Source organism: Flavobacterium sp. Leaf82 (assembly GCF_001422725.1).
GTDB lineage: Bacteria > Bacteroidota > Bacteroidia > Flavobacteriales > Flavobacteriaceae > Flavobacterium.
The window spans coordinates 41035-66661 of the sequence record NZ_LMMA01000009.1; the positions used below are offsets into that span (position 1 = coordinate 41035).

Consider the following 25627-nt stretch of genomic DNA (forward strand, 5'->3'; position numbering starts at 1 on the left):
TTTTACATTTGGTTTCCTTTTGAAAATCCTTCAAAACTTATCAAGTAAAAATAGCTACAAATTAATTTCAAATAAAATTTAATGAATCCTATCCTAAATCAAAATCTGTTTCTTGTAAAAGAACATGTTGGAATGTTTAAAGCCGCAAATAATTATGATATTTATAGTCCTGAAAGCAATGAAATTATCATGAATTGCAGAGAGAATAATCTGGGCTTTTTTACCAAAATGTTCCGTTTTACAGATTATAAAAGAATGACTCCTTTTGATATCGAAATTACTACTGCTTCCGGCGAGAAAATAATTTCAGTAAAACGTGGTATTGCGTGGCTTCGTTCGACTGTTGAGGTTTTTGATGAAAAAGACAGATTGGTGGGAACATTCAAACAGAAAATATTTTCTATTGGAGGAAAGTTTGAAATCCTGGATAAAAATGAAAAAACTGCAGCAACGCTTCAGGGAAAATGGACGGGTTGGGATTTTAAATTCAGCCATGAAAACAAACAATTGGCCCAAGTAAGTAAAAAATGGGCAGGAATAGGAAAAGAATTTTTCACAAGTGCTGATAATTACGTGCTTCAAATAGAAGATACAGTTGCACCTGACAGCCCGTTAAGGCAATTAATTCTGGCAGCAGTAATGTGTATTGATATGGTTCTGAAAGAATAAATAAGTTGTTAAACTTAGATTAAGAAAATAGCTGAAAGCATCGTTTTAGGAAGCAAAAACTGTATTTTTGTGTAACTAAAATGATGCTTTTTGCATTTCTAAAAAACAAATCATGACAGACTTAAAAAATAAAAATGCCTTAATTACCGGAGCAGGAAAAGGAATTGGAAAAGCGATTGCAATTGCTTTAGCAAAAGAAGGAGTAAACGTAATTTTAGTTGCAAGAACTCAGGCTGATGTTGATCAGTTAGCTGCCGAAACTACTGCTTTGGGCGTAAAATCTTTGGCTTTATCTGCTGATGTTTCAGATATCAACTCAATCAATAGTGCTGCAGAAAAAGCTTTGGCTGAATTTAAAACCATCGATATTTTAATTAATAGTGCCGGAATTGCTTCTTTTGGAAAATTCCTGGAATTGGAACCGGATGCCTGGGAAAGAATCATTCAGGTAAACTTAATGGGAACTTATTATACAACTCGTGCCATTATCCCAAATATGATCGAAAGACAAACTGGTGATATTATCAATATTTCGTCTACTGCGGGATTAAACGGAAATGCTTTAACGAGTGCTTACAGTGCATCAAAATTCGCTGTTCTTGGACTTACGGATTCTTTGATGCAGGAAATGAGAAAACACAATATTCGTGTTACTGCTTTAACGCCAAGTACTGTAGCAACAGATATGGCAAAAGATCTAAACCTTACAGACGGTAATCCTGATAAAGTAATGCAATCTGAAGATATTGCCGAATTAATAATTGCTCAATTAAAATTAAGCCGTCGCGTTTTTATAAAAAACAGCAGTATTTGGTCTACAAATCCATAATACGCAATAAACTTTTACAAAGATCTTATCAGCCTTAAAAAAACATATGATGGAACAATATTTAAGACAATTAATTGCAATAGAATTTACAGATAAAAAAGAACTCTTTACCGGTTTTCTTATTGATTATTCTGATGACTGGATCTTGCTGCGAAATAATCCCGAAGATTTTATTCTGGATGGTTTTGTAATTCTGAAAAATAAAAATATTGAAGCCGTACATAGAGATCAGGATCTTGAATTTACCGAAAAAGTAATTCGTTTAAAAGGTCTAAAAACAAATGCAGAGGATATTATCCCGATTCGCGATTTGAGTTCAATCCTTAATTATGTGAATAACAAATATGGTATTTTTCAGATTTCGAAAAAATCAGCCAAGTCAGCTTATTTAGGAAAGTTACTTGAATTAAACGAAGAAGAATTAACTATTGATTTCTTAGATATAAAAGGTCAGTTTGGTGGCGAATTGAGTTTTAATCCAGAAAAAATTCGAGTTATTGAGTTCGATACGGATTATATTAATTCTTTGAAATTGGTAATTCCTGAAGATCAGAAATAGTTTTTATTTTATAAAACAAGAAAGCCCTTTTCTAATAAAAGGGCTTTCTTGTTTTATATTGTTATTGTCATAGCTTCGTTCCTCGCAATTACAAACTAAGCGGCCAATCTTTGTCGAGTTTCTCGTGTGATTTCTCCTCACGTCGAAATGACAAAATTATGCGGATAATTTGTCAAAGTTTGAAACTTTGACAAAGATCTTATATCTTAAGCTTCGGTCAATTTGTTCAAAAACTCTAAACGAACGCTTCCGTCTTCGTCAATTTTTGTCAGGTTGATATCTTGCAATGTATTTACTAATTCAGGATTCCATGGTGTTTTTACTTTTACGTAATTTTCAGTAAAACCGTGAATATATCCTTCTTTATTTTCACTTTCGAATAAGACTGTTCTGTTAGATCCTATTTGGCTTTCGTAAAAAGCACGACGTTTTTTAACGGATAATCCGCGTAACATTTTACTTCGTTTTGCCCTAACATTTGCAGGAACAACTCCAGCCATATTTGCTGCTTCTGTATTATCTCTTTCAGAATACGTGAATACGTGTAAATAAGAAATATCCATTTCATTTAAAAAATGGTATGTTTCTAAAAAATGCTCATCAGTTTCACCCGGAAAACCAACAATAACATCAACACCAATACAAGCATGCGGCATTACTTCACGAATTTTATTTACACGTTCTGTATATACTTCGCGTAAGTAACGGCGTTTCATTAATTTTAAAATATCATTACTTCCTGATTGTAATGGAATATGAAAATGAGGTACAAAAGTTCTGCTTTTAGAAACAAATTCGATCGTTTCATTTTTCAATAAATTAGGTTCGATTGATGAAATTCTCAAACGTTCTATTCCGTCGACTTTATCTAATGCCTGAACTAAATCGAGAAAAGTATGTTCGTGTTTTTTATTTCCAAATTCTCCTTTTCCGTAATCTCCAATATTTACTCCGGTTAAAACAATCTCTTTAATATTTTGAGATGAAATTTCTTTGGCGTTTTGCAACACATTTTCTAAAGCATCACTTCTTGAAATTCCTCTTGCTAACGGAATTGTACAATAGGTACATTTATAATCACAACCGTCCTGAACTTTCAGGAAAGCACGGGTACGATCTCCAATAGAATAACTTCCCACATAAAAATCAGCTTCAGAAATTTCGCAGGAATGAACTTCACCCATATCATTTTTGCTGAGATCGTGAATGTAATCTGTGATTTTAAACTTTTCTGTTGCTCCCAAAACCAAATCCACACCCTCTACATTTGCTAATTCTTCTGGTTTTAATTGCGCATAACAACCTACTGCGGCAACAAAAGCTTTATCATTAAGTTTCATTGCTTTTTTTACTACCTGCTTAAATTGCTTATCTGCATTATCTGTAACTGAACAGGTATTGATGACATAAATGTCTGCTATTTCTTCAAAATCAACACGATCAAACCCTTCATCATTAAAGTTTCTGGCGATTGTAGAAGTTTCTGAAAAATTCAATTTGCAACCAAGCGTATAAAAAGCAACTTTTTTTCTATTTTCCATGGGAATAAACTACGTTTTAAGTAGTAAGATATTATATTTACATCTCTTTTAAAGAGTTTGCAAATTTACGTACAATATTCTTTAAAATAAAATCAATAATATACTATATATCAATATTTTGGAGCAAACCATTATTTTGGTGTATGTTAAAAAACAAAAAATTAAACCAACTAACAGTGCATAAATTCTCTTTTAAAAAAATTAAAGTAGAAATTCAATAAGAATAAAATGACAAAATAATCGATTAAATGCAAATAATATCGATTAAATGCATTTTTCTGAGTCTTAAATTGAAATTTTCTTACATTTAACTTTGTTTAGATTGTTTTTTAGAGGTATATTCACTTCGTCAAAAGCAGTTAAATAAATTTATATTATTTAAATAATAATTAAGTCATAACAATTTTGATTTTCCATCGTTATGTTGTTGTTTTGTTATTATAAAAAATGGGAATGCCGAAAACCAGAAAGAGTAGGCAAAAATTAAAAATTAAAACTCCATATGAAGGCATTTTTACCCACAATCTGCTTGATGTTCTTAACCATTTTTAGCTCGCAAGCGCAAACGAATGCTAGTGCTCCAGCTACTAATCCATTTCCATCTATTAGTACATTGACAAACTGGGCGAGCTTAAACTCTCAATCACAATTTGATATTGCAATTCGTGCGGTTGGATTTAAATTTGAAGTAAAAGAACCAGGTGAAGGCTCAACGGCTTATACTTATATTCGTAAAGTAACTGTAAATGAAGTAAACTATACTGATAGAATTGTTTATAGAATTACAAATAACAATTCGGCAAGTATTATTTCATTAGTAACAGCTTCTACGGATTTGGTAAGCTTGTACACACCGCAGTTGTCTACTTTTAAAAACAACAATTGTAAAACTGAAATGTCTAAAGACAAAAACACTACTTGTACTTGTTACGAAAGTGCTAATTTTGCAATAGATCTTTGCGACGAGCGTGTTAAACTGACAATGGGTGACGGAAATAAATATTTTGTTTCTGTAGCTAAAAAATAATACTTGATGCTTATTTTAAAGTATTAAAAACTACGAGCTGTTTTCCAAATCTTTGTAATCTTAAATAAGAGTTTACAAAGATTTGGAACGCATTTCTTAGGATTCTCTATAAGTTTGGATTTTTTAATTGGTACCAAACTTCCAATTCTTCTTCATATTCAAAAGAATTTACGTAACGCAAACCCAGCTTTTCAAGAATTCTTCTGGAGTTTTCATTTCCTGCATCTGCGTAGGCATAAACTGCTTCTATTTTCATTACATTAAATGCATAGTCAATAAAAGCTTTTCCGGCTTCGGTAGCATATCCTTTTCCCCAATGTTTCTCGATGAAACGATATCCTATCTCATAAAAATCTTTATGATTATTGATTTCGTTTGTAATGAATTTTATTCCGGACCAGCCTAAAAACTCATTTGTTTCTTTAAGAATTACAGCCCAGCGACCAATTCCTAAATCTTTATATTGTTGCTGAATGTTTTTAATTTGATCCAGACTTTCCTGAATATCTTTTACAGGTTTATTTCCCAGAAAAAGATGCACATTAGGATTAGAATCCAATTCGAACATTCCCTCAACATCTGACAAAAGTAATTCTCGTAAAATAAGACGGTCGGTTTCTATTGGTTCTTTCATTTAAATAAATTTAATTCAAAATATAGCGTTGTACAACTTCGGCAACTCCATCATTATTATTCGAAGCTACAATTACATTTGCCCTGTCACGCAACTCAGGCGTTACATTATCAACCCAAACGCCAAGTCCCGCATATTCGATCATTGTTAGATCATTTCCTGCATTCCCTACAGCAATAATTTCGCTTTGATGAATGTTTAGCTTTTCAGCCAATAATTTAATACTTGCCGCTTTATCAATACCATTTTGTGCTGCTTCCAAGAAAAAAGGTTTAGACATTGCAATACTTAAATGTGGCATTGCCGCTTTTAAATCTTTCTCTACTTCTTTTAAATAAGAAGGTTCAGCTAATAAAATACATTTTACTGCAGGTTTTTGAACTGCTGCTTTAAAATCTGATACTTTATTATGCGGTAATCCAGTGATTTCTTTTTCGATCTCAATATACTCAGAATCTGTTTCGCTTATAATTTCACCATCCAGATACGTTATAATGTGGGTTTTCATTTTTACACTATAATCGTATAAATCATGAATTTGTTCCGGTGTTAAACATTGTTCAAACAAAACAAGATCGTCTTTTACGGTACTGATAACGGCACCATTAAACGAAATAATATAAGAATCGTTTAAATCTAATTGTAAATCTTTTGCATAAGCCGTCATTGCAGATGTAGGTCTTCCTGAAGCCAGGACCACATAAACTCCTTTTGCCTGAGCTTCAAGAAGTACTTTTTTGTTAAGCGCTGAAATTTTATGATCGTCTGTCAACAAGGTATCATCCATGTCGAGCACTAGCATTTTATATTGCATATTTTTTGAGTTTTCAGTCGCAGTCACAGTTTACAGTGACTGAATACTGAGACTATTTACTTTCTTTAGATACTCATTCTGAATTCTTCAATAACCGGATTTGCCTTTGCAAAATCAGTTTCCTGAATAAATACCTCAACTGCTAAATCAGATTGTCCAAAACCTCCCAGGCGAGCTGATTGAATATTATCTTTTTTTACTGTTTCTACTCCTGCTTGTTCTAATCTTTCCTGCAAAGCAAGCGCTAAAACTTCACTTCCTGAATACACTTTCATTAATCCCATGAGATTCTGTTTTTGTAATTATTTTATTTATTCTAATATTGTCTTTAACTGATTTTGAAAATCATTATTTTCATTCATTCCAGTATGTTCCTGATCTTTTAATGGGTAAAAATGTCCATTATCCTTTAAAAGACGACTTAATCTAACCGAATTTTCATAAGGAATCAATTCATCCTTCATACCATGAAAAATATAAATTGGCACTTTGATCTTTGGCAAATATTCATATGTTTCCAGACTAAACTTCTTCAGGAAATCAGGAAAAAACCGAACCTTACTACTCGATAATTCTGTAAAGCTATAATATGGCGATTGCAAAATCAAAGCTTTTGCATTGTTCTGTGCTGCCAAAATAGTTGCAAATCCGGAACCTATTGAATAACCGGTTATAATAATTTTATTTTCAGGATATCGTTTGCTTAATGCTTTATAGACAATAGCAACATCTTTATTTAACTGGTCTTCGTTTTCTATTTCTCCTTCGCTTTTGCCAAAACTTCTATAATCCAAAATAAAAATATCATATCCTAAATTGGTGTAGATTTTAGCAATTTTCCCCCAGGTTTCTAACGTTCCTGCATTGCCATGAAGATAGAAAATCAAACCTTTAGAGTTTTCTGCCTTGAATAACAATCCATTTAATTTTATACCATCAAAAGACTTGATGTTCAATTCTTCAAATTTATGCTGATAATCAAACTGATAATCTTTTGGAAGTCTCGCACTCTGAAAAACCATTCCAACTTGGTTGAAATACACATAGAAAACAACAACTACATAAATGAAAACAAAAAATGCAAGAAGCACAATTGTTAAAAATTTAAGCGTTTTCAACATTTCCATAGATTACTTTTTTACTTTTCAATCGCAGTCAAAGTTTTCAACCTGAGACTGAGACTGAAAACTGCGACTTTTATTCCTCTTCTTGTATATCGTCTTCTTCTTCGTCAAGTTCCTCTTCACCTTCTTCATCCATATCAAACAAAAAAGGCTCTAACATCATTTTATCAGCTAAAATTTCGATACGTTCTGTCAGTTGTTCAGCAAAAATAATACGTTGCGTTTTTGTGATACTATTCGAAATACGCATGATTTTAGTTTCATGACGCAATTTTAACATAGGATCTGCATCGTCGATAATAAACATTTTTAAGCGGTTTACATTATATCCTGCAGTCGTAAACATATCACTTAGTTTATTAGGCGTACCAATTAAAACATCTATTCCGGTAGAAATATAATTTTTATCATAATCTGTATCGCCTTTGTCGTGAACACCATAAACTTCAAGATTAGAATATTTTCCGTATTTCTCAAAAAGTTCGACCATCTCCAAAACTTTTGCTTTATCCTCCACAAAAATCAAAGCACGAGGCGATTCTTCTGTTTGACCTGCCAATTGCTGGATTACATTTATTACAATTGTAGTTGATTTTCCGCTTCCTGCTGGAGAAAGGATAATACAATCAGCACCACTTTTTATCGTCGAAAAAGTTTCCTGTTGCAAAACATTTGCTTCTGTTAAACCATTTTCGATTAAAGCGTCTTGTAATTTTTCGTTTATTTTTTTTAGTTTCATTTTTTTTATGCTTTAAGCTTTAGGCAATAAGCCATAAGCAAAAATTATTTTTAATTTTATCAGCCTAAAGCCTATAGCTTAAAGCCTAATGCGCGAAGCAACTATTTGCTTGCAAACATTTTTACATCAGTTTCAGAAATTTCATTACTTCCTAAAATAATCAATCTTTCGACTACATTTCGAAGTTCACGAATATTTCCTGTCCAATCGTATTCCTGCAATAATTTTATGGCTTGCGCCGAAAATACTTTAACTACATTTCCTTGTTCCGAAGCAATTTTTGCCGCAAAATGCCTAATCAAAGCCGGAATATCATCACGTCTTTCGTTTAATGGCGGAACTTTTATCAAGATCACAGCCAAACGATGGTATAAATCTTCACGGAAACGCCCTTCGGCAATTTCAGTTTTTAAATCTTTATTTGTTGCAGCCACAACACGAACATCGACTTTTATATCTTTTTCGGCACCAACTCTCGTAATCATACTTTCCTGCAAGGCACGCAATACTTTGGCTTGCGCAGAAAGACTCATATCACCAATTTCGTCTAAGAAAATAGTTCCCTTATCTGCTGCTTCAAACTTTCCTGCACGATCTTTTACTGCTGATGTAAAGGCGCCTTTTACGTGACCAAACAATTCGCTTTCGATCAATTCACTTGGTATTGCAGCACAGTTTACTTCAATCAAAGGATAATTAGCACGTTCGCTTTTTTCATGCAATTGATGTGCTACTAATTCTTTTCCCGTTCCGTTTGGTCCTGTAATCAAAACCCTGGCTTCAGTTTGAGCTACTTTATCAATCATAACTTTAATATGATTAATGGCTTCGCTCTCTCCTACCATTTCGTAGTTTTTGCTTACTTTTTTCTTTAGGATTTTATTCTCAACTACAAGCTGTTTTTTATCTAAAGCATTACGAACAGTATTTAATAAACGGTTTAAATCAGGTGGTTTTGAGATATAATCAAACGCTCCCAAACGCATGGTATGAATCGCTGTTTCCATATCGCCGTGACCGGAAATCATGACCATCGGAATTTCAGGTTTTATTTTTTTAGCTTCTTCCAAAACCTCAACACCGTCCATTTTTGGCATTTTGATATCGCACAAAACCAAATCGTAATCGTTGTTTTTTATTTTTTCAAGACCCGCAACTCCATCTTCTGCTTCTTCTACCTGATAGGTATCATTTTCTTCTGATAAAATTTTTACCAAAACTCTCCTGATCGATGCTTCGTCTTCTATAATTAGTATTTTGCTCATTTTTTTTTTGAGGTTCTAAGGTTCTGAGTTACTAAGGTTCTAAGGTGTAATTCAAGAAGCTAAAAAACTTAGCAACTCAGAACCTTAGCGTCTTAGCAACTTTAAAAATTAATATTTAAGCCATTTATACAATTCTTTCCAGGTTGGTTTTTTGCCGTACATTAAAATACCAATTCGGTAAATTTTAGCGGCGAACCAAACTACAAGGAAAAACGTAGCAAACAATAATGATACCGAAATTGCGATTTGCCACCACGGCACGCCAAACGGAAGTCGCATTAACATTACAATTGGCGAGGTTAACGGAATCATCGAAAATATCACTGCAATTGTTCCGTGTGGATCATTTACAACTGTAAAAAATCCGATGTAAACACTTAAAATAAGTGGCATTAAAATAGGCAACAGAAACTGTTGCGAATCAGTTTGATTGTCAACTGCAGCTCCAATTGCTGCATAAAAGGAACTATATAAAAAGTAACCTCCTATAAAATAAATTACAAATCCAATTAAGATACTTGCGATTGGCAAATTCCATAATTCGCTAATATACATTTGGGCACTTCCGGACATTTCGTTTTGCGCAGACTGCATTAATTCAGGTGAAATTCTGGCTGTTGGACCCACATTTACTCCAAAAAAAGAGGAAGCAGCAAACATTAAAGTTAAACCAATAATGGCCCAAATAATAAATTGTAACAACCCTGCAAGAGATGTCCCAATGATTTTACCTATCATTAACTGAAACGGTTTTACAGATGAAATAATGATCTCTATAATTCGGTTTGTTTTTTCTTCGATTACGCTTCTCATTACCATGTTTCCGTAGATAATAATGAACATCATAATCAAATATCCAAATGCTCCGCCAATTCCTATTTTAATTTCATTTAATCCTTTCAGACTTTCTTCGCCAGAAGCTTTTATCAAATGCATATTTACAGCTGATTGTGCTTTTTGAATGGCCAAAGTATCCAGCTTTGCTGTTTCAAGATTTATCTTTGTTATTTTCTCGCCAATAACGTCCTGCGTTTTTTCGATAAATGAAATACTTGGACTATTATTCGAAATAAATTCAATTTTACTTTCTAAATCTTTTAAGTTATTTGTTTTTGGAATAATAATTAAACCATCAAAATTTTCATTTGTAATGCTGTCTTTTAATGCTTTTACATCAATTTCAGATAAATTCAAATATTTAAAGGCGGCTTCTTTTTTATTCTGTTTTACAAAATCATTTGCAAACAAACCTGTTTCATCATGAATTGCAATGCGTTTGGTTTCGGCTTTCATCGAACTCAAATACCCAATAAACCCAGCTATTGCCACAAACAATAATGGACTTAAAAAAGTCATGACAACAAAAGATTTATTACGAACTTTTGCAATAAACTCTCTTTTTATAATCAACGAAATAATACTCATTTTTTAGATTAATTAGATTTTTAGACTTTTTTAGATTATTAGATTTTTTTAGATTTCCAGATTCAGTCTAAGAATCTAAGAAATCTAACGATCTAAAAATCTATCCGGTTACTGTTTGAATAAAAATATCGTTTACACTTGGTATTTTTTCCACGAAATGCGTTACTTGTCCTCTTTGAGTCAGTATATTTAATAACTCATTTGGAGTCGAATTTCCAATTTGAATATCTAATTTCAAATCATCATTTAAGGATTTAAAATTTGCCGGCGAAACCGTGAATTTTTGTGTAATATCATACATCAAACCTTCGACATTACTGGTCAAAATTCCAACTTCGAAACTATTGGTCCTAAACTGACGTTTTACATCGCTTAGTTTTCCTTCGATTAATTTGTTCGATTTATGAATTAAGGCAATATGATCGCAAAGTTCCTCAACACTTTCCATACGATGTGTCGAAAAGATAATTGTAGCTCCTTGTTCTTTTAATGCTAAAATTTCGTCTTTGATAACATTGGCATTTACAGGATCAAATCCGGAGAAAGGTTCATCAAAAATCAATAGTTTAGGTTTATGCAATACACAAACCACAAACTGAATTTTTTGCGCCATTCCTTTAGAAAGTTCCTGGATCTTTTTATTCCACCAACCCTGAATTCCCAAACGATCAAACCAATATTCTAATTGCACTTTTGCTTCGGCTTTAGAAAGTCCTTTCATTTGTGCCAAATACAAACATTGTTCACCAACTTTCATAGAAGTATACAATCCTCTCTCTTCAGGAAGATATCCAATAGTTTGTACGTGTTTTGGCTGCAATTTTTCTCCATCCAGAATTATTTCGCCACTATCCGGCAAAGTAATTTGATTGATGATTCGTATAAGGGAAGTTTTTCCAGCTCCATTGGGTCCTAATAAGCCGTAAATACTGCCTTTTGGTACATTTAATGAAACTTCGTTAAGCGCTACATAATCACCGTATTGTTTTACGACTTTATGTACTTCGAGTAAGTTGCTCATGCTATATTTAAGATTTTCAGCTTCAGTTTGATCATTATGATCAACAGCCTGTAAAAGTAAATAATTCGAAGCGAATCTTTGTATAATTACGCAAAAAACCCATTCTAAATTTGCATTAGAATGGGTTTTAAAATTTATTTGCTTCTTTTTAGAAAAAGTTTAGCTTATGAAAACATATCTTTTACTTTCTCAAAAAATGATTTTTCTGATTTTTCAGGGCTCGGAATAAAATGTTCGTCGTTTAAAGCATTTTCAAAAAACTGTTTTTGCTCTTTATTCAACGTTTTTGGTGTCCAAACATTTACGTGAACTAATAAATCTCCGCTTCCGTAACCGTTTATACTTGGAATACCTTTTCCTTTTAATCTTAAAATTTTTCCGGATTGAATTCCTTCTTCTAACTTAATACGAACTTTTCCGTTTATGGCTTCAATATCTTTAGAAACTCCTAAGACTGCTTCCGGGAAACTAATGTACAAATCATAATGAACATTTTCACCTTCACGTTTCAGGAATTCGTGCTCTAATTCTTCGATAGCTACAATTAAATCACCAGGAATACTATTTCCGGGAGCATCGTTTCCTTTGTTAGAAACTTTCAATTGCATACCATCAACAACTCCAGCAGGAATTTTGATTGATACTGTTTCATCTTCCTGAACCATTCCTTGTGCATCTGCCTCAGAAGGTCTTTTATCTAAAATCTGACCAGAACCTCCACAAGTAGGACAAGTAGATGCAGATTGCATTCTTCCTAAAATTGTATTGGTTACACGCATTACTTGTCCCTGACCGTTACAAGTAGAACACGTTTTGTATGTAACGCCTTTAGCCTGAACTTTACGTTTTACTTTTACTTTTTTCTCAACACCATTTGCAATTTCTTCTAAAGTCAATTTTACTTTAATTCGAAGATTGCTTCCTTTAGCACGACGAGGACCACCGCCTCCGCCTCCGCCGAAACCTCCAAATCCACCACCAAAAATATCACCAAACTGGCTGAAGATGTCATCCATATTCATACCGCCGTGGCCACCACCACCAAAACCTCCGGAACCATCAAAAGCCTGATGTCCGTATTGATCGTATTTAGCTTTTTTGTTAGGATCGCTTAGAACTTCATAAGCTTCTGCCGCTAATTTAAAGTTTTCTTCTGCCTCTTTGTCGCCTGGATTTTTATCCGGGTGATATTTCAACGCACTTTTTCGGTACGCTTTTTTAATTTCGGCAGCATCAGCATTTTTTGAAATGCCTAGTATTTCGTAAAAATCTTTTTTCATAATTTAGGTTAAATTCCATCCCGAAATTATCAGGATAAATTCCAAAATCCAATTCTTAAAAAATTGATATTCAGAATCTAATTTACATTTTTTAGTTTCCGATAACCACTTTAGGGAAACGAATAATTTTGTCTCCTAATTTGTATCCTTTTTCAATAACGTCAACAATTTTCCCTTTTAATTTATCAGACGGAGCTGGAATTTGGGTAATTGCCTCAGCAAAATCAGCATTAAAAGCATCACCTGCTCTTACTTCAACTTGCTCTAAGCCTTTAGATACTAAAGTACTTTTTAGTTTTTCATGAATCAACTCTACTCCTTTTTTCAAGTTTTCATCGTCAGATTTATTGATTTCTACAGCCGCTCTGTCAAAATCATCCAAAACAGGAAGCATTGCTAACAAAACTTCTTGGTTTGCTGTTTTAAACAAATCGATACGCTCTTTTGAAGTTCTTTTTTTGTAATTTTCAAATTCAGCAAATAATCTCAAAAACTTATCTTTTTCTTTTGCCAAGTCTTGAGCCAATTGCTCTTCAACACTTAATTCTTCAACAATTAATTGTTCACCGTTGGCGTTGTTCTCTAACGTTACATCATCTAATTCCTGATCGAACTCTGTATTTTCCGTAGTCATATTACTTTTATTTTTAAAAATATTTTTAAACTTCATTTTTTATTCTTTCTGTTGGATTGCAAAAGTACTGCCAAATCTTTCAAAATGTCAAATTGTCACTTTATTACAATTGAGTCTTTTAAAAAGGCAAATTTAATCTCACAAAATTTAATACAATTTTAAGACTATTACGTTTTAGTTTGTAGTATATTTGAGATCCAAATTGGAAATCAAAATTTATTACCTATCAAAATTGAATTTAAGGGTTGGCCTCGGCTTCATAAATAATTATTAATTCAAGTTTACCTTATATTAAAAAAAGCTTCGCCTATTTCAGACGAAGCTTTTTTTTTATGATTTTTGACAAAAAAATTTACCGCAAAGAACGCTAAGTTTTTTACTCTTAGCTTTTAAAAAAAGAAAAAGCTCGCAAAGCTTTATATTGATTTAGCTTTGCGAACCTTTTCTTTTTTCTTAAAAATATCTTAGATAAATTCCTTGCGCTCTTTACGGTAAAAAATAAATCTCATTGCACGGGCGGAGGGATTCGAACCCCCATCAACGGTTTTGGAGACCGCTATTCTACCCTTGAACTACGCCCGTAACTTAAGGCCGCAAATTAAATGCTTTTTTTTCTTTCTCACCAACTATTTCACGCAAATTTCAAAAAGTTTTAAGCAGATAAACGCCAGGATTTATTAACACAATCACTTTCAGAACTTTGTGAATTTTACGTTTTTTTAATCAAAACAAAATCTTTGCGAATTAACCGCAAAGGTCGCTAAGATTTTTAAAAGTATGGTTTTATAAAAACACAAAGCTCGCAAAGCTTTGTATTGATCTGGCTTTGCGAACTTTGTGTTTTCTATGCGTGAAGTAAAATTAAATCTTAGAACACTTATGATTAATCTGCCACGAATTCACGAATTATTTATCGACATTAAGCTCAAAATTTTGTGAATTAACCGCAAAGGTCGCTAAGATTTTAAAAGTATGGTTTTATAAAAACACAAAGTTCGCAATCCCGATAGCTATCGGGATTGTATTGATCTAGCTTTGCGAACTTTGTGTTTTCTATGCGTGAAGTAAAATTAAATTTTAGCGCACTTTGCGGTTAAACTCTTATGTCAATAAAGTAGCTTTTAATCCTTCAAAATCAACAGAGATTTGCTCGCCTGAAACCAGGTTTTTAAGCGAATATGAATTTGATGCAATTTCTTGTTCTCCGGCGATTACTGCAAACGGAATCAAGCGTTTATCTGCATACTGAAATTGTTTTCCCACTTTTACATTATCAGGATACAATTCTACTTTTATATTTTCTTGTCTTAATTTCTGGATTGCCTGCGACGCGTATAAAGCCTCGGCATCTCCGTAATTAATAAACAATGCTTTTGATGTCGCTGCAACAGTTTCCGGGAATAATTGTAATTCTTCCAGAACAAGATAAATACGATCCAGACCGAAAGAAATTCCGACACCACTCATATTTTTCAATCCAAAAATACCAGTAAGATCATCATATCTTCCGCCACCACCAATAGATCCCATCGAAACGTTTTTTGGCGCGGCTACTTCAAAAATAGCTCCTGTATAATAGTTTAATCCACGAGCAAGCGTTACATCAAGATCTAAAGTTGCTGTTGCCAAACCTAAAGTTGTCACATTGTCACAAATAAATTTCAACTCCTCTACTCCTTTCATTCCTTCTTCGGATTCTGCTAATAAATCTGAAAGCTGGCTAATTTTATCCGAAAAAGTTCCTGTAAAACTAAAAAGCGGCTGAACTTTTACCAAAGCATCTTCGGCAATACCTTTTTCGATCATTTCTTTTTTTACACCGTCTTCACCAATTTTATCCAGCTTATCCAGAGCTACTGTAAAATCGATCAACTTATCTGATGCTCCGATAACTTCAGCAATTCCGGATAATATTTTTCTGTTATTGATTTTAATTGTTACACCTTCTAAACCTAAAGAGGTAAAAACTGTATCATATAATTGAACCAATTCTACTTCCTGCCACAATGATTTTGAACCTACAACATCAGCATCACATTGATAAAACTCTCTGTAACGACCTCTTTGCGGTCTGTCAGCTCTCCAAACCGGTTGAATCTGGTATCTTTTAAATGGAAATTCAATTTCGTTTTGGTGCTGCACCACGTATCTTGCAAACGGAACGGTTAGATCGTAACGTAAAGCTTTTTCAGAAATTTTCCCTGTAAATTTATTCAGCTCAATTCTTTGACTTAAATCAATAGTTTCAGCCGAATTAACTTGTAAAGATTCTATAGATTCCGGCAATTCAATTTTATTTTTATTGAAGAAAAAATTCCCTGAGTTCAATATTTTAAAAATCAAGCGATCACCTTCTTCGCCGTATTTCCCCATTAAGGTATCTGAATTTTCAAACGAAGGGGTCTCTATCGGTTGAAAACCAAATTTCTCGAAATTATTTTTTATTGCCTGAATTATATATTGACGTTTTGACACCTCTGCAGGTGAAAAATCTCTTGTTCCTTGTGGAATACTTGGTTTTGAAGCCATCTTTTTTATTTTAGATTGTTGATTTTAGATTTTAGATTCCTTGAAAACTTACCTCTAAATTCTTTAACATTATTTTCTTTTAATTTTAATCGTCCGCAAATATCTAACTTTTTAAAATAAATAATATGAGTTCGAAAACAAACTTGTAACAAAAAACGTATTTTCGTGACAAATTGGTCATGATGCTAAAATTATTTAAAGAAAATATCCGAATTGCTTTTGGTTCTATCAAAACACAATTGTTGCGTACTATTCTTACTGTATTAATTATCGCTATAGGGATTACGGCTTTGGTAGGAATCCTGACTGTTGTGACGGCGCTTGAAAACACAATTTCGACAAATTTTGCTTCTATGGGAGCAAATACTTTCAATATTAACCAATACGAAAACAATCTTAAAAACCGCGGAAGTAACGAGCGTGAAATCGTAAACCCGATTATTTCCTACCCGGAAGCGGTTGCTTTTAAGAATAAATACAGATATCCTTTTACAGAAACTTCGCTGTCTTTTACCGCAACAAAAACTGCAGAAGTAAAATATGTAGATAAAAAAACAGATCCGGAAATCAGCGTTCTTGGTGTCGATGAACATTTTATCTCTAACTCAGGTTTAGAAATAAGTTCTGGTCGCAGTTTTAATCAGTTTGACATTGAAAACAATACCTATTCCTGCGTTGTAGGATCAGATTTTGAAAAAGGTTTATTAAAAGACGTAAATCCAATCGATAAAATAATTTCTATTCGTGGTGCTCGTTTTAAAGTTATTGGAGTTCTAAAAGAAAAAGGATCAACGTTTGGAAACAGTCAGGATTTACGCGTTTTAATCCCGATACAAGTAGCAAGATCTTTATTTACGGCGCCAAATATCAATTATACGTTAAGTGTAATGGTTGCTAAAAAAGAACTTCTTGACGAAGCTATCGATAACGCCACAAGTACGATGCGAAGAGTACGAAAATTGAGTCCTATTCGTGATAATAATTTCGGAATTGGGCGTAGCGATGATTTGATAAACCGTATTCTGGGAATCACAAAATATTTAGGCTGGGCGTCCTGGATTATTAGTGTTATCACTATTTTAGGATCTTCTATCGCGTTGATGAATATTATGATTGTTTCGGTTACAGAACGTACGCGAGAAATAGGTGTTAGAAAAGCTTTGGGCGCAAAAAAAATAACAATCGCTGTTCAGTTTTTTATCGAAACTTTACTGATTGGACAAATTGGGGGTTTGATTGGTATTGTAATCGGAATTCTTTTGGGTTTTGCCATCGCAACCGCAATGAGTTTTGTGTTTGTAGTGCCGTGGGTGGCTATTTTTGCAGCATTTGCAACTAGTTTTACCGTTGCAATTGTTTCTGGTTTATATCCCGCGATTAAAGCGTCTCAATTAGATCCTATTGAAGCTTTGCGTTATGAGTAATTTCATGGCTTTTAATTCATGACTGGATTATTAAGCCATAGAAACTTTGCAGGAAATCATTCTGTCATTATCATAAATATCTTTTCTTAATTCGATATTAGTAAAATTCATATTTTCCAGCAATTCTCTCATTTCGTCACCCAAATACTGGTTGATTTCAAAATACAATTGTCCATTTTGTAAAAGATTATTCTGAGCCAGTTTTGCTATTTTTCTATAAAAAACCAAGGCATCATTATCTTCTACAAAAAGTGCCAGATGTGGTTCATAATCGAGTACATTCTTTTTAATTTCCTGTTTCTCTAAATTACGAACATAGGGTGGGTTTGAGACAATAATATCAAAATCATATTTTAAAACATCAAGTTCTAAAATATTTTTGAACATGAATGTCACTTCTACATTATTGTTCATCGCGTTCTTTTTTGCTGTTTCTAATGCTTTTTTCGAAACATCAATAGCATAAACTTCTGCGTTTGGAATATTTTTTGCCAACGAAATAGCAATACATCCGCTTCCGGTTCCTATGTCCAGGATTTTTATTTTTTTTGAAATATCAATTTTAGAATTTTCATTGATAATCCATTCTACTAATTCTTCTGTTTCGGGCCTTGGAATCAAAACATTTTCGTTGACTTCAAAATCCAAACCATAAAAATTAGTTTTACCCAATAAATACTGGATTGGAACTTCTTTTTTTAATTGAGTCAAAAAGGAATCCCAAATAACGAAATCACTTTCTGAAAAAGTTAATTCATGATTTAGTGCCAAATCAATTTGCCGTAATTTATGCTTGTCTTCTAAAATCAAATAGAAAAAACTTTCCGCTTCGTACGCATCGTAAAAAGGTGATAATTCTTTAATAAACTGAGTACGATATTGTTTGATTTTCATTTTTCTTATATCTGTTATTATAAAAAGATTTGCTTAGCAATCAAATTGCACTGCTATTTCTGAAACTTTTTTTACAGTATCTTCGTTTTTAGCTTTTGATGAAAGAAACAAAATCACACGTTCCTCTTCATAATTTCTATTTGCGCCAAAAACAAAATCCAATTTTCCGTCTCCGTCAATATCTCCTGCAAAAAGCAACTCTACAAATGTATCCTGAAATGAATCTTCTGCCAGAAGCAATTTTTCAACACCATTTCCTATGGTCAAATAAAGTTTATAATTGGCTACATTTTTAAAAATTTCTTCTCCATCATTATCAGAATCTGTTTTAAATTGGGAAAGAACTTTTCCTTCGGCTCTAAAAGCATAACTGACATTGTTAAATGTATATGTTGCTTTTTCTTTAGGCCAAATTTTTCGTTTATTAATTTTTACAGATTTCACACTTCCTGTTTTCAGTTCCGGCAAATCCATAAAAACGATGACTTTATTTTTAGGTGAAATTGATACCAGAGAATCTCCGGTACATTCATCAAAATCTTTTTCTGTTTTAAAATTAGCTTTTCCTAAATAATATGTTCCGTTTTCTTCATACAACTCAATCCATTTTTCACTTAAGGAAGTTGCAGGATTTTTAGCATCATAAGTTCGATAACTTCTTGGTATTAGAATATCAAATTCTTTTTTAAACTCTTCATTTGACACATTTGCTACATTTTCATCCTCTTTAAGAGAATCTTTAGCAATCGTTGTCTTAATAATACTGGCTTTTTCTACCTTTTTTTCTTGAGAACCATTACAAGAAAATAAAACCGAAACTAAAATAATTCCAAAAACATTTTTTTTCATAAGCTTATAAATCTTTCAACATCCACACAGGACAAGAACTATGCCCGGTACATCCCATGGGAGCATCTAAATATTCAAATCCTGATTTTTTATATAATTTTTGTGCGGCATGCATAAATGGCATTGTTTCTATATAACATTTTTCGAAACCAAAATTTCGGGCTTGCTCTAAACATTTTTCCATCATTTTTGTACCAATACCCAAACCACGGGTTTTTGGCAAAAAGTACATTTTTTGTAATTCGCATATAGCTGAATCTCCATTTTCTAATGGTGCGATTCCTGCGCAACCTACAATTTCGCCTTCATTTTCTACCACATAATAAACCGATTGTGGCTTATTATATTCCTCAAACATTAAATCTAAATAAGGATCTTCATAAGCTGTGCCTACTTTTGGTATTTCCATTTCATCAAAAACCGATCTTATTAATTGAGCAACTGCCTGATTGTCTTCCTTTTTAATAGATCTGATAACCCAATTTTTCATATTTCTTTATTCGTATTACCTATTACAAAAGTAAAAATAGTTTTTTGATAGTTTCTTAACTATTGTGTTAACTATCGAACTAAACAAAAATAACTACTTTTGCACTGTGAATATACATGAAAAATACATAAAACGTTGCATTAAATTAGCACAAAATGGGTTTGGAACTACATATCCTAACCCAATGGTTGGAAGCGTAGTTGTTTATGAAAATCAAATCATTGGCGAAGGCTGGCACAAAAAAGCCGGAGAACCACATGCTGAAGTTAACGCAATTCGATCTGTAAAAGATAAATCATTATTAAAAAAAGCTACTATTTATGTAAGCTTAGAACCTTGCAGTCATTTTGGAAAAACGCCTCCGTGCTGCGACTTAATTATAGAACATAAAATTCCTAATGTAGTTGTTGGAACTGTAGATCCCAATGAAAAAGTGGCAGGAAACGGCATTAAAAAATTAATTGCTGCCGGCGTTAATGTTGTTGTTGGCGTTCTTGAAAATGAATGCAACGAACTAAACAAACGTTTTTTTACTTTTCATCAAAAAAAGAGACCTTATATAATATTGAAATGGGCCGAAAGTCAGAACGGTTTTTTATCTCCTGAAAAAGAACCCAATCAAGACAGAAAACCTTTCTGGATCACGAATCAATATTCAAGGCAACTGGTTCATAAATGGCGCAGTGAAGAACAGGCAATTCTGGCAGGAACTCAAACTGTTATTGAGGATAATCCCAAATTAAACACGAGAGATTGGTCAGGAAATAATCCGGTAAGAGTTATTTTAGACCAAAATAATCGCATTTCAAAAGACAGTTTCATTTTTGATAATACTATAAAAACTATTGTATTTACTAAATCTGAAACAAACAGCTCAACAGAAAATACTATTTTTGAAATAATTGATTTTAAGCAGAATATAATACCGCAGATTTTATCTGTATTATATCAACATCAAATACAGTCTGTTATTATCGAAGGAGGATTACAGACTTTACAATCTTTTATAGATGAAGATATTTGGGATGAAGCCCGTATTTTTATTGGAAAAGCAATTTTTTCAAAAGGCACAAAAGCTCCTGTTACCCAAAAGAAAAACCTGACTAAGACTTATTTACTGGGCGACGAATTAATAAACATTAGAAATCATGATTGATACTATAATTTTTGACTTTGGAGATATATTTATCAATTTAGACAAACAAGCCACTATTTCAGGATTGCAAAAATTAGGCATGACAGAATGGAATGCCGAATTGGATCGTCTGAACCTTTTGTTTGAAACCGGAGATATTTCGCATGATGATTTTTTGGCGGGTTTTCAAAAGGAACTTCCAAACGCTTCTATCGAAGAAATTCTAAATGCCTGGAATGCAGTTTTAGCAGATTTCCCTTTATATCGATTAGAGTTTTTGCAAATGCTTTCTAAAAAATATCGTTTGTTCTTATTAAGTAATACAGATGCTATTCATATTGAGACTTTCGAAAACAAAACCGGAATTTCGTTTTACAGTGATTTCTATCAATGTTTTGAGAAAGTTTATTTTTCGTTTGAAATTGGAATGCGAAAACCAAATGCTGAAGTTTTTCAGTATTTAATCAACAAACACGAATTATCCCCAAAACGCACTTTATTTGTAGATGATAAAAAAGAAAACACAGATTCTGCAGCAGCATTAGGTTTCCATGTTTGGAATTTGCAAGTTGGTGAGGAAGATGTCGTGGATTTATTTGATAAAAAAATAATATAAATTATTTAGCCACAGATTAAAAAGATCAAAATGATTTTTTCACGCAGATTGAGCAGATTAAATTATAATCTGCACAGATCGGTTTAATCTTTTAAACATTTAGTCACAGTAAAAAATTAAAACAAAATAGAAAAATCATTTTAATCTTTTTAATCTGTGGCAACAAGAAGCTGTAACAACTTTTAACAATTTACAAATCAACTTTTGGAATACGACGATACTTATAAAACAATTGCTTTTGAATCTGAGGAAATGCTTTTAAAAGAAAAAGGCAGCAAATTCTTTGGCTATGCTTTTCCTATCGAAAATGAAGATGAAGTAAAACCTATTATCGAAAACTTAAAAAAACAACATCCGCATGCAGTACATTTTTGTTACGCTTACCAATTAGGAACAGCTCCAAAAATCTCCTATCGTGCAAATGATGATGGCGAGCCAAGTAATACGGCTGGAGCACCAATTTATGGTCAAATACAATCTTTTGGGCTTACCAACGTTCTTGTAATTGTCGTTCGGATTTTTGGAGGAATAAAATTAGGTGTCGGCGGGTTAATTGCTGCTTATAAAACTACAGCACAAATGACTCTTGAAGTTTGTGAGGTGATCGAAAAAACAATCGATGTTCATTTTTTAATCTCTTTTGACTATAAAAACATGAATAAAGTAATGCGTGTTATTAAAGAAAAAAAGCTGGAAATCAGTTCTCAGGAAATGGAAATCAATGAAGATTCCGGTTTGCCAATTGGCAAAATCAGAACAAAAACGCGTAAAAAAAATGCCGAATCTGTATTCGACATTTTTGATTTAATGTTCGAAATCGACATTAAAATTATATAATTTGGTACAAAAACCTATCTCATTTTAACAATTAGACAAGCGTTTTAAACAATTCTAAAATATAATCCGGAGGGGCAGTTGGGCGACCTGTTTTTAACGAAATAAATACTAAAATAAAAGTGGCAGTTGTTAATAACTCATTCGCTTCGTTATAAATCTCACAGTCAAATTCAATCTTGACAGACGACTGACTTTTGAAAGCAGTATGAATAGTAAGAAGCTCATCGTAGCGTGCCGATTTTTTGTAATTTATTTGCATGGAGACAATCGGCAATCCAATTCCGCTTTCTTCCATACTTTTATACGAAATCCCTTTATTTCTAAGCCATTCCACTCGTCCTATCTCAAAATAAGGAACATAATTTCCGTGATAAACAACCCCCATTTGGTCTGTTTCTGAGTAACGAACACGCACTTGCGTTTGATGATTTTTCATTATTTATATATTAAAAAAAATTAGCTTCCAAAAGTTCACTTACAACATTTTTTTATAAAATTAGAGTCCAAAATATTTTTTTTTACAGAAATTTGTTCACATATTTGTTATCCCGAAATACGGAATAAAATTGCTCCTTTTTTATTAGGAGAATCTTTATCAATAATAAAAAAATTTATCTGAATCTATGACTAAAACTGCTCAATCGGTATGGGAAAACTGTTTGTCCTTTATAAAAGACAATATTCAAGATCAAGCCTATAAAACTTGGTTTGAACCAATCAAATCAGTTGAGCTAACCGACAACGCGTTATATATTCAAGTACCAAGTAAATTCTTCTACGAATGGCTAGAGGAACATTACGTTAAATTATTAAAAGTTGCACTTACCAAAGAACTAGGAAAAAACGCAAAGTTACTCTATAAAATTAAAATGGAGAACACTTATGGCAATAAACAACCGTTTACCGAACAGTTGCCAAGTGCCAACAGAGTGCCAATGAAACCGCAAGAGGTTGATGCTCCGTTTAAAAACTTAAATCCTGAGCTTAAAAATCCTTTTGTAATTCCCGGAATTAGAAATCTTAAAATTGAATCGCAATTAAATGCCAATTACAGTTTTGATAATTTCTTAGAAGGAGATTCAAACCGTTTAGCCCGTTCTGCAGGTATGGCTGTTGCCAACAAACCCGGAGGAACATCCTTTAATCCTTTATTGATTTTTGGTGGAGTTGGTTTGGGAAAAACACACTTAGCTCACGCTATTGGAGTTGAAGTAAAAGATAAATATCCTGAAAAGACGGTTTTATATATTTCTGCCGAAATTTTCACACAACAATATATTGATTCGGTTAAAAAGAATAATCGTAATGATTTCATTCATTTTTACCAATTAATCGACGTTTTGATTATTGATGATGTTCAGTTTTTATCTGGAAAATCAGGAACTCAGGATGTATTTTTCCATATTTTTAACTACTTGCACCAAAACGGTAAACAAGTAATTTTAACTTCGGATAAAGCTCCTGTTGATATGCAGGATATCGAACAACGTTTATTATCTCGTTTTAAATGGGGATTATCTGCTGAGTTACATCAGCCGGATTACGAAACCAGAATTTCGATCTTAAAAAACATTTTATATCGTGATGGTGTCGAAATGCCGGAAGATATTATTGAATACGTTGCCCGTAACATTAAATCTAATGTTAGAGAACTTGAAGGCGCAATTATTTCGCTAATCGCACAATCTTCTTTCAACAAAAAAGAGGTTACGATTGAATTAGCTAAAAGCGTTGTAGAGAAATTTGTTAAAAATGTAAAGAGAGAAATCTCTATCGATTATATTCAAAAAATCGTGTCTGATTATTTTCAGTTAGACATTGAAACACTTCAGTCTAAAACAAGAAAAAGGCACGTGGTTCAGGCGAGGCAATTGGCCATGTTTTTTGCGAAGAAATTTACAAAAGCTTCTTTAGCAAACATTGGTTCACAAATTGGAGATCGTGATCATGCTACCGTTTTACATGCTTGTAAAACAGTTGATAATTTAGTTTCTACAGACAAACAATTCAAAAAATTTGTCGAAGACATCAACAAAAAATTAACGCTATAAACGCATCATGCCAGTAAAAATCTTAATGGTTTGCTTGGGAAATATTTGTAGATCACCTTTAGCCGAAGGTATTTTAGCATCAAAATTACCTAATAACTTTATAGTTGATTCTGCAGGAACCGGATCTTGGCACGTAGGTCATTCGCCGGATAAAAGATCTATTGCTGTTGCCAAAAAAAACGGACTCTGTATAGATACTCAAAGAGGCAGACAATTTAAACCTGCTGACTTCGACGAATTTGATTATATCTATGTAATGGATAGTTCGAATTACAGAGATGTAATTAATCTTGCAAAAACTCCCGAACATAAAAACAAAGTTCAACTTATACTGAATGAACTTTTTCCGGACGAAAATGTAGATGTTCCGGATCCTTACTTTGGTGTTGCTAATGGTTTTGATACTGTATATCAAATGCTGAATGAAGTAACGGATATAATTGCAAAAAAGCTTATCGAAAAACATTCATAGCTTTTTATTTTTTTTTTTAAAACAATATAAAAAACCGCACATGAAACTTCTAGGAAAACTATACTTAATTCCAACTACAATGGGCGAAAGCGATCCTATGGATGTTTTACCACAAACAGTAAAAAGAAGTATCGATTTTATAGATCATTATATTGTTGAAAATGAAAAAACAGCCAGAAAATCTATAAAAGCGGTTTCACCAGAAAAGAAACAATCGGAACTTATACTTTTCACGCTTAATAAACGTACCGAACCAAGCGAACATTTAGACTTTATTAAACCATTATTAGAAGGGAAAAATGTAGGTTTAATGAGCGAAGCAGGCTGTCCAGGCGTTGCTGATCCCGGAGCTGTAATTGTGAAATTGGCACACGAAAAAGGAATTCAGGTTGTACCATTGGTTGGGCCTTCTTCTATTTTATTAGCCATGATGGCTTCTGGAATGAACGGCCAAAGTTTTACCTTCAACGGATATTTGCCCATTGATAAAGACGAGAAAAAATCAGCTTTAAAACATTTTGAGAAATTATCTCAGGATAAAAATCAATCTCAGATTTTTATAGAAACTCCTTATAGAAACAACAAACTTGTTGAAGATATTTTGCAAATCGTAAACCCTTCTACACATCTTTGTATCGCAACTGATATTACCTTACCAACAGAATTCATTAAAACAATGCGTATTGCAGATTGGAAAAAATTGAAAGTTGATTTACATAATCGACCTACGATTTTTATTATCCATAAAATGTAATCGTAAAAATTATCT

At 32.8% G+C, this 25627-nt stretch carries 27 protein-coding genes and 1 tRNA gene; 11 read left to right on the top strand and 17 right to left on the bottom strand.

The window, feature by feature from the left end; all coding sequences use genetic code 11:
* Positions 1-81: 81 nt before the first annotated feature.
* From ASF10_RS08040 to ASF10_RS08050, 3 genes are all read left to right on the top strand, one after another.
* On the top strand, positions 82-669 hold the full coding sequence (locus ASF10_RS08040; protein WP_056247497.1) for a phospholipid scramblase-related protein: 588 nt from the start codon (positions 82-84) through the stop codon (positions 667-669).
* A 112-nt stretch (positions 670-781) separates the two neighbouring features.
* Positions 782-1498 carry a 3-ketoacyl-ACP reductase gene (locus ASF10_RS08045; RefSeq protein ID WP_056247498.1) on the top strand — a complete coding sequence of 239 codons (717 nt, stop codon included), beginning with the start codon at positions 782-784 and terminating at the stop codon, positions 1496-1498.
* 49 nt (positions 1499-1547) lie between these two features.
* A complete protein-coding gene (locus ASF10_RS08050; protein ID WP_056247501.1) occupies positions 1548-2057 on the top strand; it encodes a hypothetical protein in 510 nt (169 codons plus the stop codon).
* 206 nt (positions 2058-2263) lie between these two features.
* Here ASF10_RS08050 and mtaB read toward each other — a convergent pair whose 3' ends face one another.
* Complete coding sequence (gene mtaB / locus ASF10_RS08055) at positions 2264-3598, bottom strand: tRNA (N(6)-L-threonylcarbamoyladenosine(37)-C(2))-methylthiotransferase MtaB (protein WP_056247503.1); 1335 nt, start codon at positions 3596-3598, stop codon at positions 2264-2266.
* 502 nt (positions 3599-4100) lie between these two features.
* Here mtaB and ASF10_RS08060 point away from each other — a divergent pair.
* Positions 4101-4625 (top strand): hypothetical protein, encoded by a 525-nt coding sequence (locus ASF10_RS08060; RefSeq protein WP_056247505.1) that lies wholly within the window; start codon positions 4101-4103, stop codon positions 4623-4625.
* A gap of 106 nt (positions 4626-4731) precedes the next feature.
* Here the strand turns inward: ASF10_RS08060 and ASF10_RS08065 are convergent, their stop codons facing one another.
* The 12 genes from ASF10_RS08065 to hisS form a co-directional block, all read right to left on the bottom strand.
* Positions 4732-5259, bottom strand: a complete 528-nt coding sequence (locus ASF10_RS08065; RefSeq protein ID WP_056247506.1) for a GNAT family N-acetyltransferase — start codon at positions 5257-5259, stop codon at positions 4732-4734.
* 10 nt (positions 5260-5269) lie between these two features.
* Positions 5270-6073, bottom strand: coding sequence for a Cof-type HAD-IIB family hydrolase (locus ASF10_RS08070; protein WP_056247508.1), 804 nt, complete (start codon positions 6071-6073; stop codon positions 5270-5272).
* A gap of 65 nt (positions 6074-6138) precedes the next feature.
* Positions 6139-6357 carry a putative signal transducing protein gene (locus tag ASF10_RS08075; protein WP_056247511.1) on the bottom strand — a complete coding sequence of 73 codons (219 nt, stop codon included), beginning with the start codon at positions 6355-6357 and terminating at the stop codon, positions 6139-6141.
* A 27-nt stretch (positions 6358-6384) separates the two neighbouring features.
* Positions 6385-7200 carry an alpha/beta hydrolase gene (locus ASF10_RS08080; RefSeq protein ID WP_056247513.1) on the bottom strand — a complete coding sequence of 272 codons (816 nt, stop codon included), beginning with the start codon at positions 7198-7200 and terminating at the stop codon, positions 6385-6387.
* 70 nt (positions 7201-7270) lie between these two features.
* Entirely contained in the window at positions 7271-7936 is a 666-nt protein-coding gene (locus ASF10_RS08085; RefSeq protein ID WP_056247515.1) for a DEAD/DEAH box helicase, read from the bottom strand.
* 101 nt (positions 7937-8037) lie between these two features.
* Entirely contained in the window at positions 8038-9201 is a 1164-nt protein-coding gene (locus ASF10_RS08090) for a sigma-54-dependent transcriptional regulator (RefSeq protein ID WP_056247517.1), read from the bottom strand.
* A gap of 108 nt (positions 9202-9309) precedes the next feature.
* Complete coding sequence (locus ASF10_RS08095; RefSeq protein WP_056247519.1) at positions 9310-10626, bottom strand: ABC transporter permease; 1317 nt, start codon at positions 10624-10626, stop codon at positions 9310-9312.
* 100 nt (positions 10627-10726) lie between these two features.
* Positions 10727-11647, bottom strand: a complete 921-nt coding sequence (locus ASF10_RS08100; RefSeq protein ID WP_056247521.1) for an ABC transporter ATP-binding protein — start codon at positions 11645-11647, stop codon at positions 10727-10729.
* A 164-nt stretch (positions 11648-11811) separates the two neighbouring features.
* Positions 11812-12927 (bottom strand): molecular chaperone DnaJ, encoded by a 1116-nt coding sequence (gene dnaJ, locus ASF10_RS08105; RefSeq protein ID WP_056247523.1) that lies wholly within the window; start codon positions 12925-12927, stop codon positions 11812-11814.
* A gap of 91 nt (positions 12928-13018) precedes the next feature.
* Entirely contained in the window at positions 13019-13597 is a 579-nt protein-coding gene (locus ASF10_RS08110; protein WP_056247525.1) for a nucleotide exchange factor GrpE, read from the bottom strand.
* A gap of 475 nt (positions 13598-14072) precedes the next feature.
* A tRNA-Trp gene (locus ASF10_RS08115) sits at positions 14073-14143 on the bottom strand.
* Positions 14144-14662: 519 nt separating this feature from the next.
* On the bottom strand, positions 14663-16090 hold the full coding sequence (hisS, locus tag ASF10_RS08120) for a histidine--tRNA ligase (protein ID WP_056247527.1): 1428 nt from the start codon (positions 16088-16090) through the stop codon (positions 14663-14665).
* A gap of 179 nt (positions 16091-16269) precedes the next feature.
* On the opposite strand from hisS, the gene ASF10_RS08125 reads away from it, so the two are divergent.
* Positions 16270-17514 (top strand): ABC transporter permease, encoded by a 1245-nt coding sequence (locus ASF10_RS08125; protein WP_056247529.1) that lies wholly within the window; start codon positions 16270-16272, stop codon positions 17512-17514.
* Positions 17515-17544: 30 nt separating this feature from the next.
* On the opposite strand, the gene prmC is transcribed toward ASF10_RS08125, so the two are convergent.
* The 3 genes from prmC to ASF10_RS08140 are packed head-to-tail and all read right to left on the bottom strand — an operon-like array spanning position 17545 to position 19747.
* Positions 17545-18408, bottom strand: coding sequence for a peptide chain release factor N(5)-glutamine methyltransferase (gene prmC, locus ASF10_RS08130; protein ID WP_056247530.1), 864 nt, complete (start codon positions 18406-18408; stop codon positions 17545-17547).
* 33 nt (positions 18409-18441) lie between these two features.
* A complete protein-coding gene (locus ASF10_RS08135; RefSeq protein ID WP_056247532.1) occupies positions 18442-19257 on the bottom strand; it encodes a hypothetical protein in 816 nt (271 codons plus the stop codon).
* Positions 19258-19261: 4 nt separating this feature from the next.
* A complete protein-coding gene (locus ASF10_RS08140) occupies positions 19262-19747 on the bottom strand; it encodes a GNAT family N-acetyltransferase (RefSeq protein WP_056247534.1) in 486 nt (161 codons plus the stop codon).
* Between the two features lie 106 nt (positions 19748-19853).
* On the opposite strand from ASF10_RS08140, the gene ribD reads away from it, so the two are divergent.
* The 3 genes from ribD (at position 19854) to ASF10_RS08155 (ending at position 22335) form a co-directional block, all read left to right on the top strand.
* Complete coding sequence (ribD, locus tag ASF10_RS08145) at positions 19854-20903, top strand: bifunctional diaminohydroxyphosphoribosylaminopyrimidine deaminase/5-amino-6-(5-phosphoribosylamino)uracil reductase RibD (protein WP_056247537.1); 1050 nt, start codon at positions 19854-19856, stop codon at positions 20901-20903.
* Entirely contained in the window at positions 20896-21498 is a 603-nt protein-coding gene (locus ASF10_RS08150) for an HAD family hydrolase (protein ID WP_056247538.1), read from the top strand. Before ribD ends, ASF10_RS08150 begins: the two co-directional genes overlap by 8 nt.
* A 204-nt stretch (positions 21499-21702) precedes the next feature.
* Positions 21703-22335 carry an IMPACT family protein gene (locus ASF10_RS08155; RefSeq protein WP_056247539.1) on the top strand — a complete coding sequence of 211 codons (633 nt, stop codon included), beginning with the start codon at positions 21703-21705 and terminating at the stop codon, positions 22333-22335.
* Positions 22336-22366: 31 nt separating this feature from the next.
* On the opposite strand, the gene ASF10_RS08160 is transcribed toward ASF10_RS08155, so the two are convergent.
* Positions 22367-22771 carry an acyl-CoA thioesterase gene (locus ASF10_RS08160; protein WP_056247541.1) on the bottom strand — a complete coding sequence of 135 codons (405 nt, stop codon included), beginning with the start codon at positions 22769-22771 and terminating at the stop codon, positions 22367-22369.
* A 187-nt stretch (positions 22772-22958) separates the two neighbouring features.
* Here ASF10_RS08160 and dnaA point away from each other — a divergent pair, with 187 nt between their 5' ends.
* Genes dnaA through ASF10_RS08175 form a run of 3 tightly spaced genes read left to right on the top strand, consistent with a single transcriptional unit; the run spans position 22959 to position 25612 of the window.
* Complete coding sequence (dnaA, locus tag ASF10_RS08165) at positions 22959-24386, top strand: chromosomal replication initiator protein DnaA (RefSeq protein ID WP_041517015.1); 1428 nt, start codon at positions 22959-22961, stop codon at positions 24384-24386.
* 7 nt (positions 24387-24393) lie between these two features.
* Complete coding sequence (locus tag ASF10_RS08170) at positions 24394-24858, top strand: low molecular weight protein-tyrosine-phosphatase (RefSeq protein ID WP_056247543.1); 465 nt, start codon at positions 24394-24396, stop codon at positions 24856-24858.
* A gap of 40 nt (positions 24859-24898) precedes the next feature.
* Positions 24899-25612: an SAM-dependent methyltransferase gene (locus ASF10_RS08175; protein ID WP_056247545.1), complete on the top strand. Its 714-nt coding sequence runs from the start codon at positions 24899-24901 to the stop codon at positions 25610-25612.
* Positions 25613-25627 lie beyond the last annotated feature (15 nt).

Excerpts from the sequence above, each read along its gene's own strand:
- ASF10_RS08040 (WP_056247497.1), top strand. The coding sequence starts at position 82 with ATGAATCCTATCCTAAATCAAAATCTGTTTCTTGTAAAAGAACATGTT.
- ASF10_RS08045 (WP_056247498.1), top strand. The coding sequence starts at position 782 with ATGACAGACTTAAAAAATAAAAATGCCTTAATTACCGGAGCAGGAAAA.
- ASF10_RS08050 (WP_056247501.1), top strand. The coding sequence starts at position 1,548 with ATGGAACAATATTTAAGACAATTAATTGCAATAGAATTTACAGATAAA.
- mtaB (WP_056247503.1), bottom strand. The coding sequence starts at position 3,598 with ATGGAAAATAGAAAAAAAGTTGCTTTTTATACGCTTGGTTGCAAATTG.
- ASF10_RS08060 (WP_056247505.1), top strand. The coding sequence starts at position 4,101 with ATGAAGGCATTTTTACCCACAATCTGCTTGATGTTCTTAACCATTTTT.
- ASF10_RS08065 (WP_056247506.1), bottom strand. The coding sequence starts at position 5,259 with ATGAAAGAACCAATAGAAACCGACCGTCTTATTTTACGAGAATTACTT.
- ASF10_RS08070 (WP_056247508.1), bottom strand. The coding sequence starts at position 6,073 with ATGCAATATAAAATGCTAGTGCTCGACATGGATGATACCTTGTTGACA.
- ASF10_RS08075 (WP_056247511.1), bottom strand. The coding sequence starts at position 6,357 with ATGGGATTAATGAAAGTGTATTCAGGAAGTGAAGTTTTAGCGCTTGCT.
- ASF10_RS08080 (WP_056247513.1), bottom strand. The coding sequence starts at position 7,200 with ATGGAAATGTTGAAAACGCTTAAATTTTTAACAATTGTGCTTCTTGCA.
- ASF10_RS08085 (WP_056247515.1), bottom strand. The coding sequence starts at position 7,936 with ATGAAACTAAAAAAAATAAACGAAAAATTACAAGACGCTTTAATCGAA.
- ASF10_RS08090 (WP_056247517.1), bottom strand. The coding sequence starts at position 9,201 with ATGAGCAAAATACTAATTATAGAAGACGAAGCATCGATCAGGAGAGTT.
- ASF10_RS08095 (WP_056247519.1), bottom strand. The coding sequence starts at position 10,626 with ATGAGTATTATTTCGTTGATTATAAAAAGAGAGTTTATTGCAAAAGTT.
- ASF10_RS08100 (WP_056247521.1), bottom strand. The coding sequence starts at position 11,647 with ATGAGCAACTTACTCGAAGTACATAAAGTCGTAAAACAATACGGTGAT.
- dnaJ (WP_056247523.1), bottom strand. The coding sequence starts at position 12,927 with ATGAAAAAAGATTTTTACGAAATACTAGGCATTTCAAAAAATGCTGAT.
- ASF10_RS08110 (WP_056247525.1), bottom strand. The coding sequence starts at position 13,597 with ATGAAGTTTAAAAATATTTTTAAAAATAAAAGTAATATGACTACGGAA.
- hisS (WP_056247527.1), bottom strand. The coding sequence starts at position 16,090 with ATGGCTTCAAAACCAAGTATTCCACAAGGAACAAGAGATTTTTCACCT.
- ASF10_RS08125 (WP_056247529.1), top strand. The coding sequence starts at position 16,270 with ATGATGCTAAAATTATTTAAAGAAAATATCCGAATTGCTTTTGGTTCT.
- prmC (WP_056247530.1), bottom strand. The coding sequence starts at position 18,408 with ATGAAAATCAAACAATATCGTACTCAGTTTATTAAAGAATTATCACCT.
- ASF10_RS08135 (WP_056247532.1), bottom strand. The coding sequence starts at position 19,257 with ATGAAAAAAAATGTTTTTGGAATTATTTTAGTTTCGGTTTTATTTTCT.
- ASF10_RS08140 (WP_056247534.1), bottom strand. The coding sequence starts at position 19,747 with ATGAAAAATTGGGTTATCAGATCTATTAAAAAGGAAGACAATCAGGCA.
- ASF10_RS08150 (WP_056247538.1), top strand. The coding sequence starts at position 20,896 with ATGATTGATACTATAATTTTTGACTTTGGAGATATATTTATCAATTTA.
- ASF10_RS08160 (WP_056247541.1), bottom strand. The coding sequence starts at position 22,771 with ATGAAAAATCATCAAACGCAAGTGCGTGTTCGTTACTCAGAAACAGAC.
- dnaA (WP_041517015.1), top strand. The coding sequence starts at position 22,959 with ATGACTAAAACTGCTCAATCGGTATGGGAAAACTGTTTGTCCTTTATA.
- ASF10_RS08170 (WP_056247543.1), top strand. The coding sequence starts at position 24,394 with ATGCCAGTAAAAATCTTAATGGTTTGCTTGGGAAATATTTGTAGATCA.
- ASF10_RS08175 (WP_056247545.1), top strand. The coding sequence starts at position 24,899 with ATGAAACTTCTAGGAAAACTATACTTAATTCCAACTACAATGGGCGAA.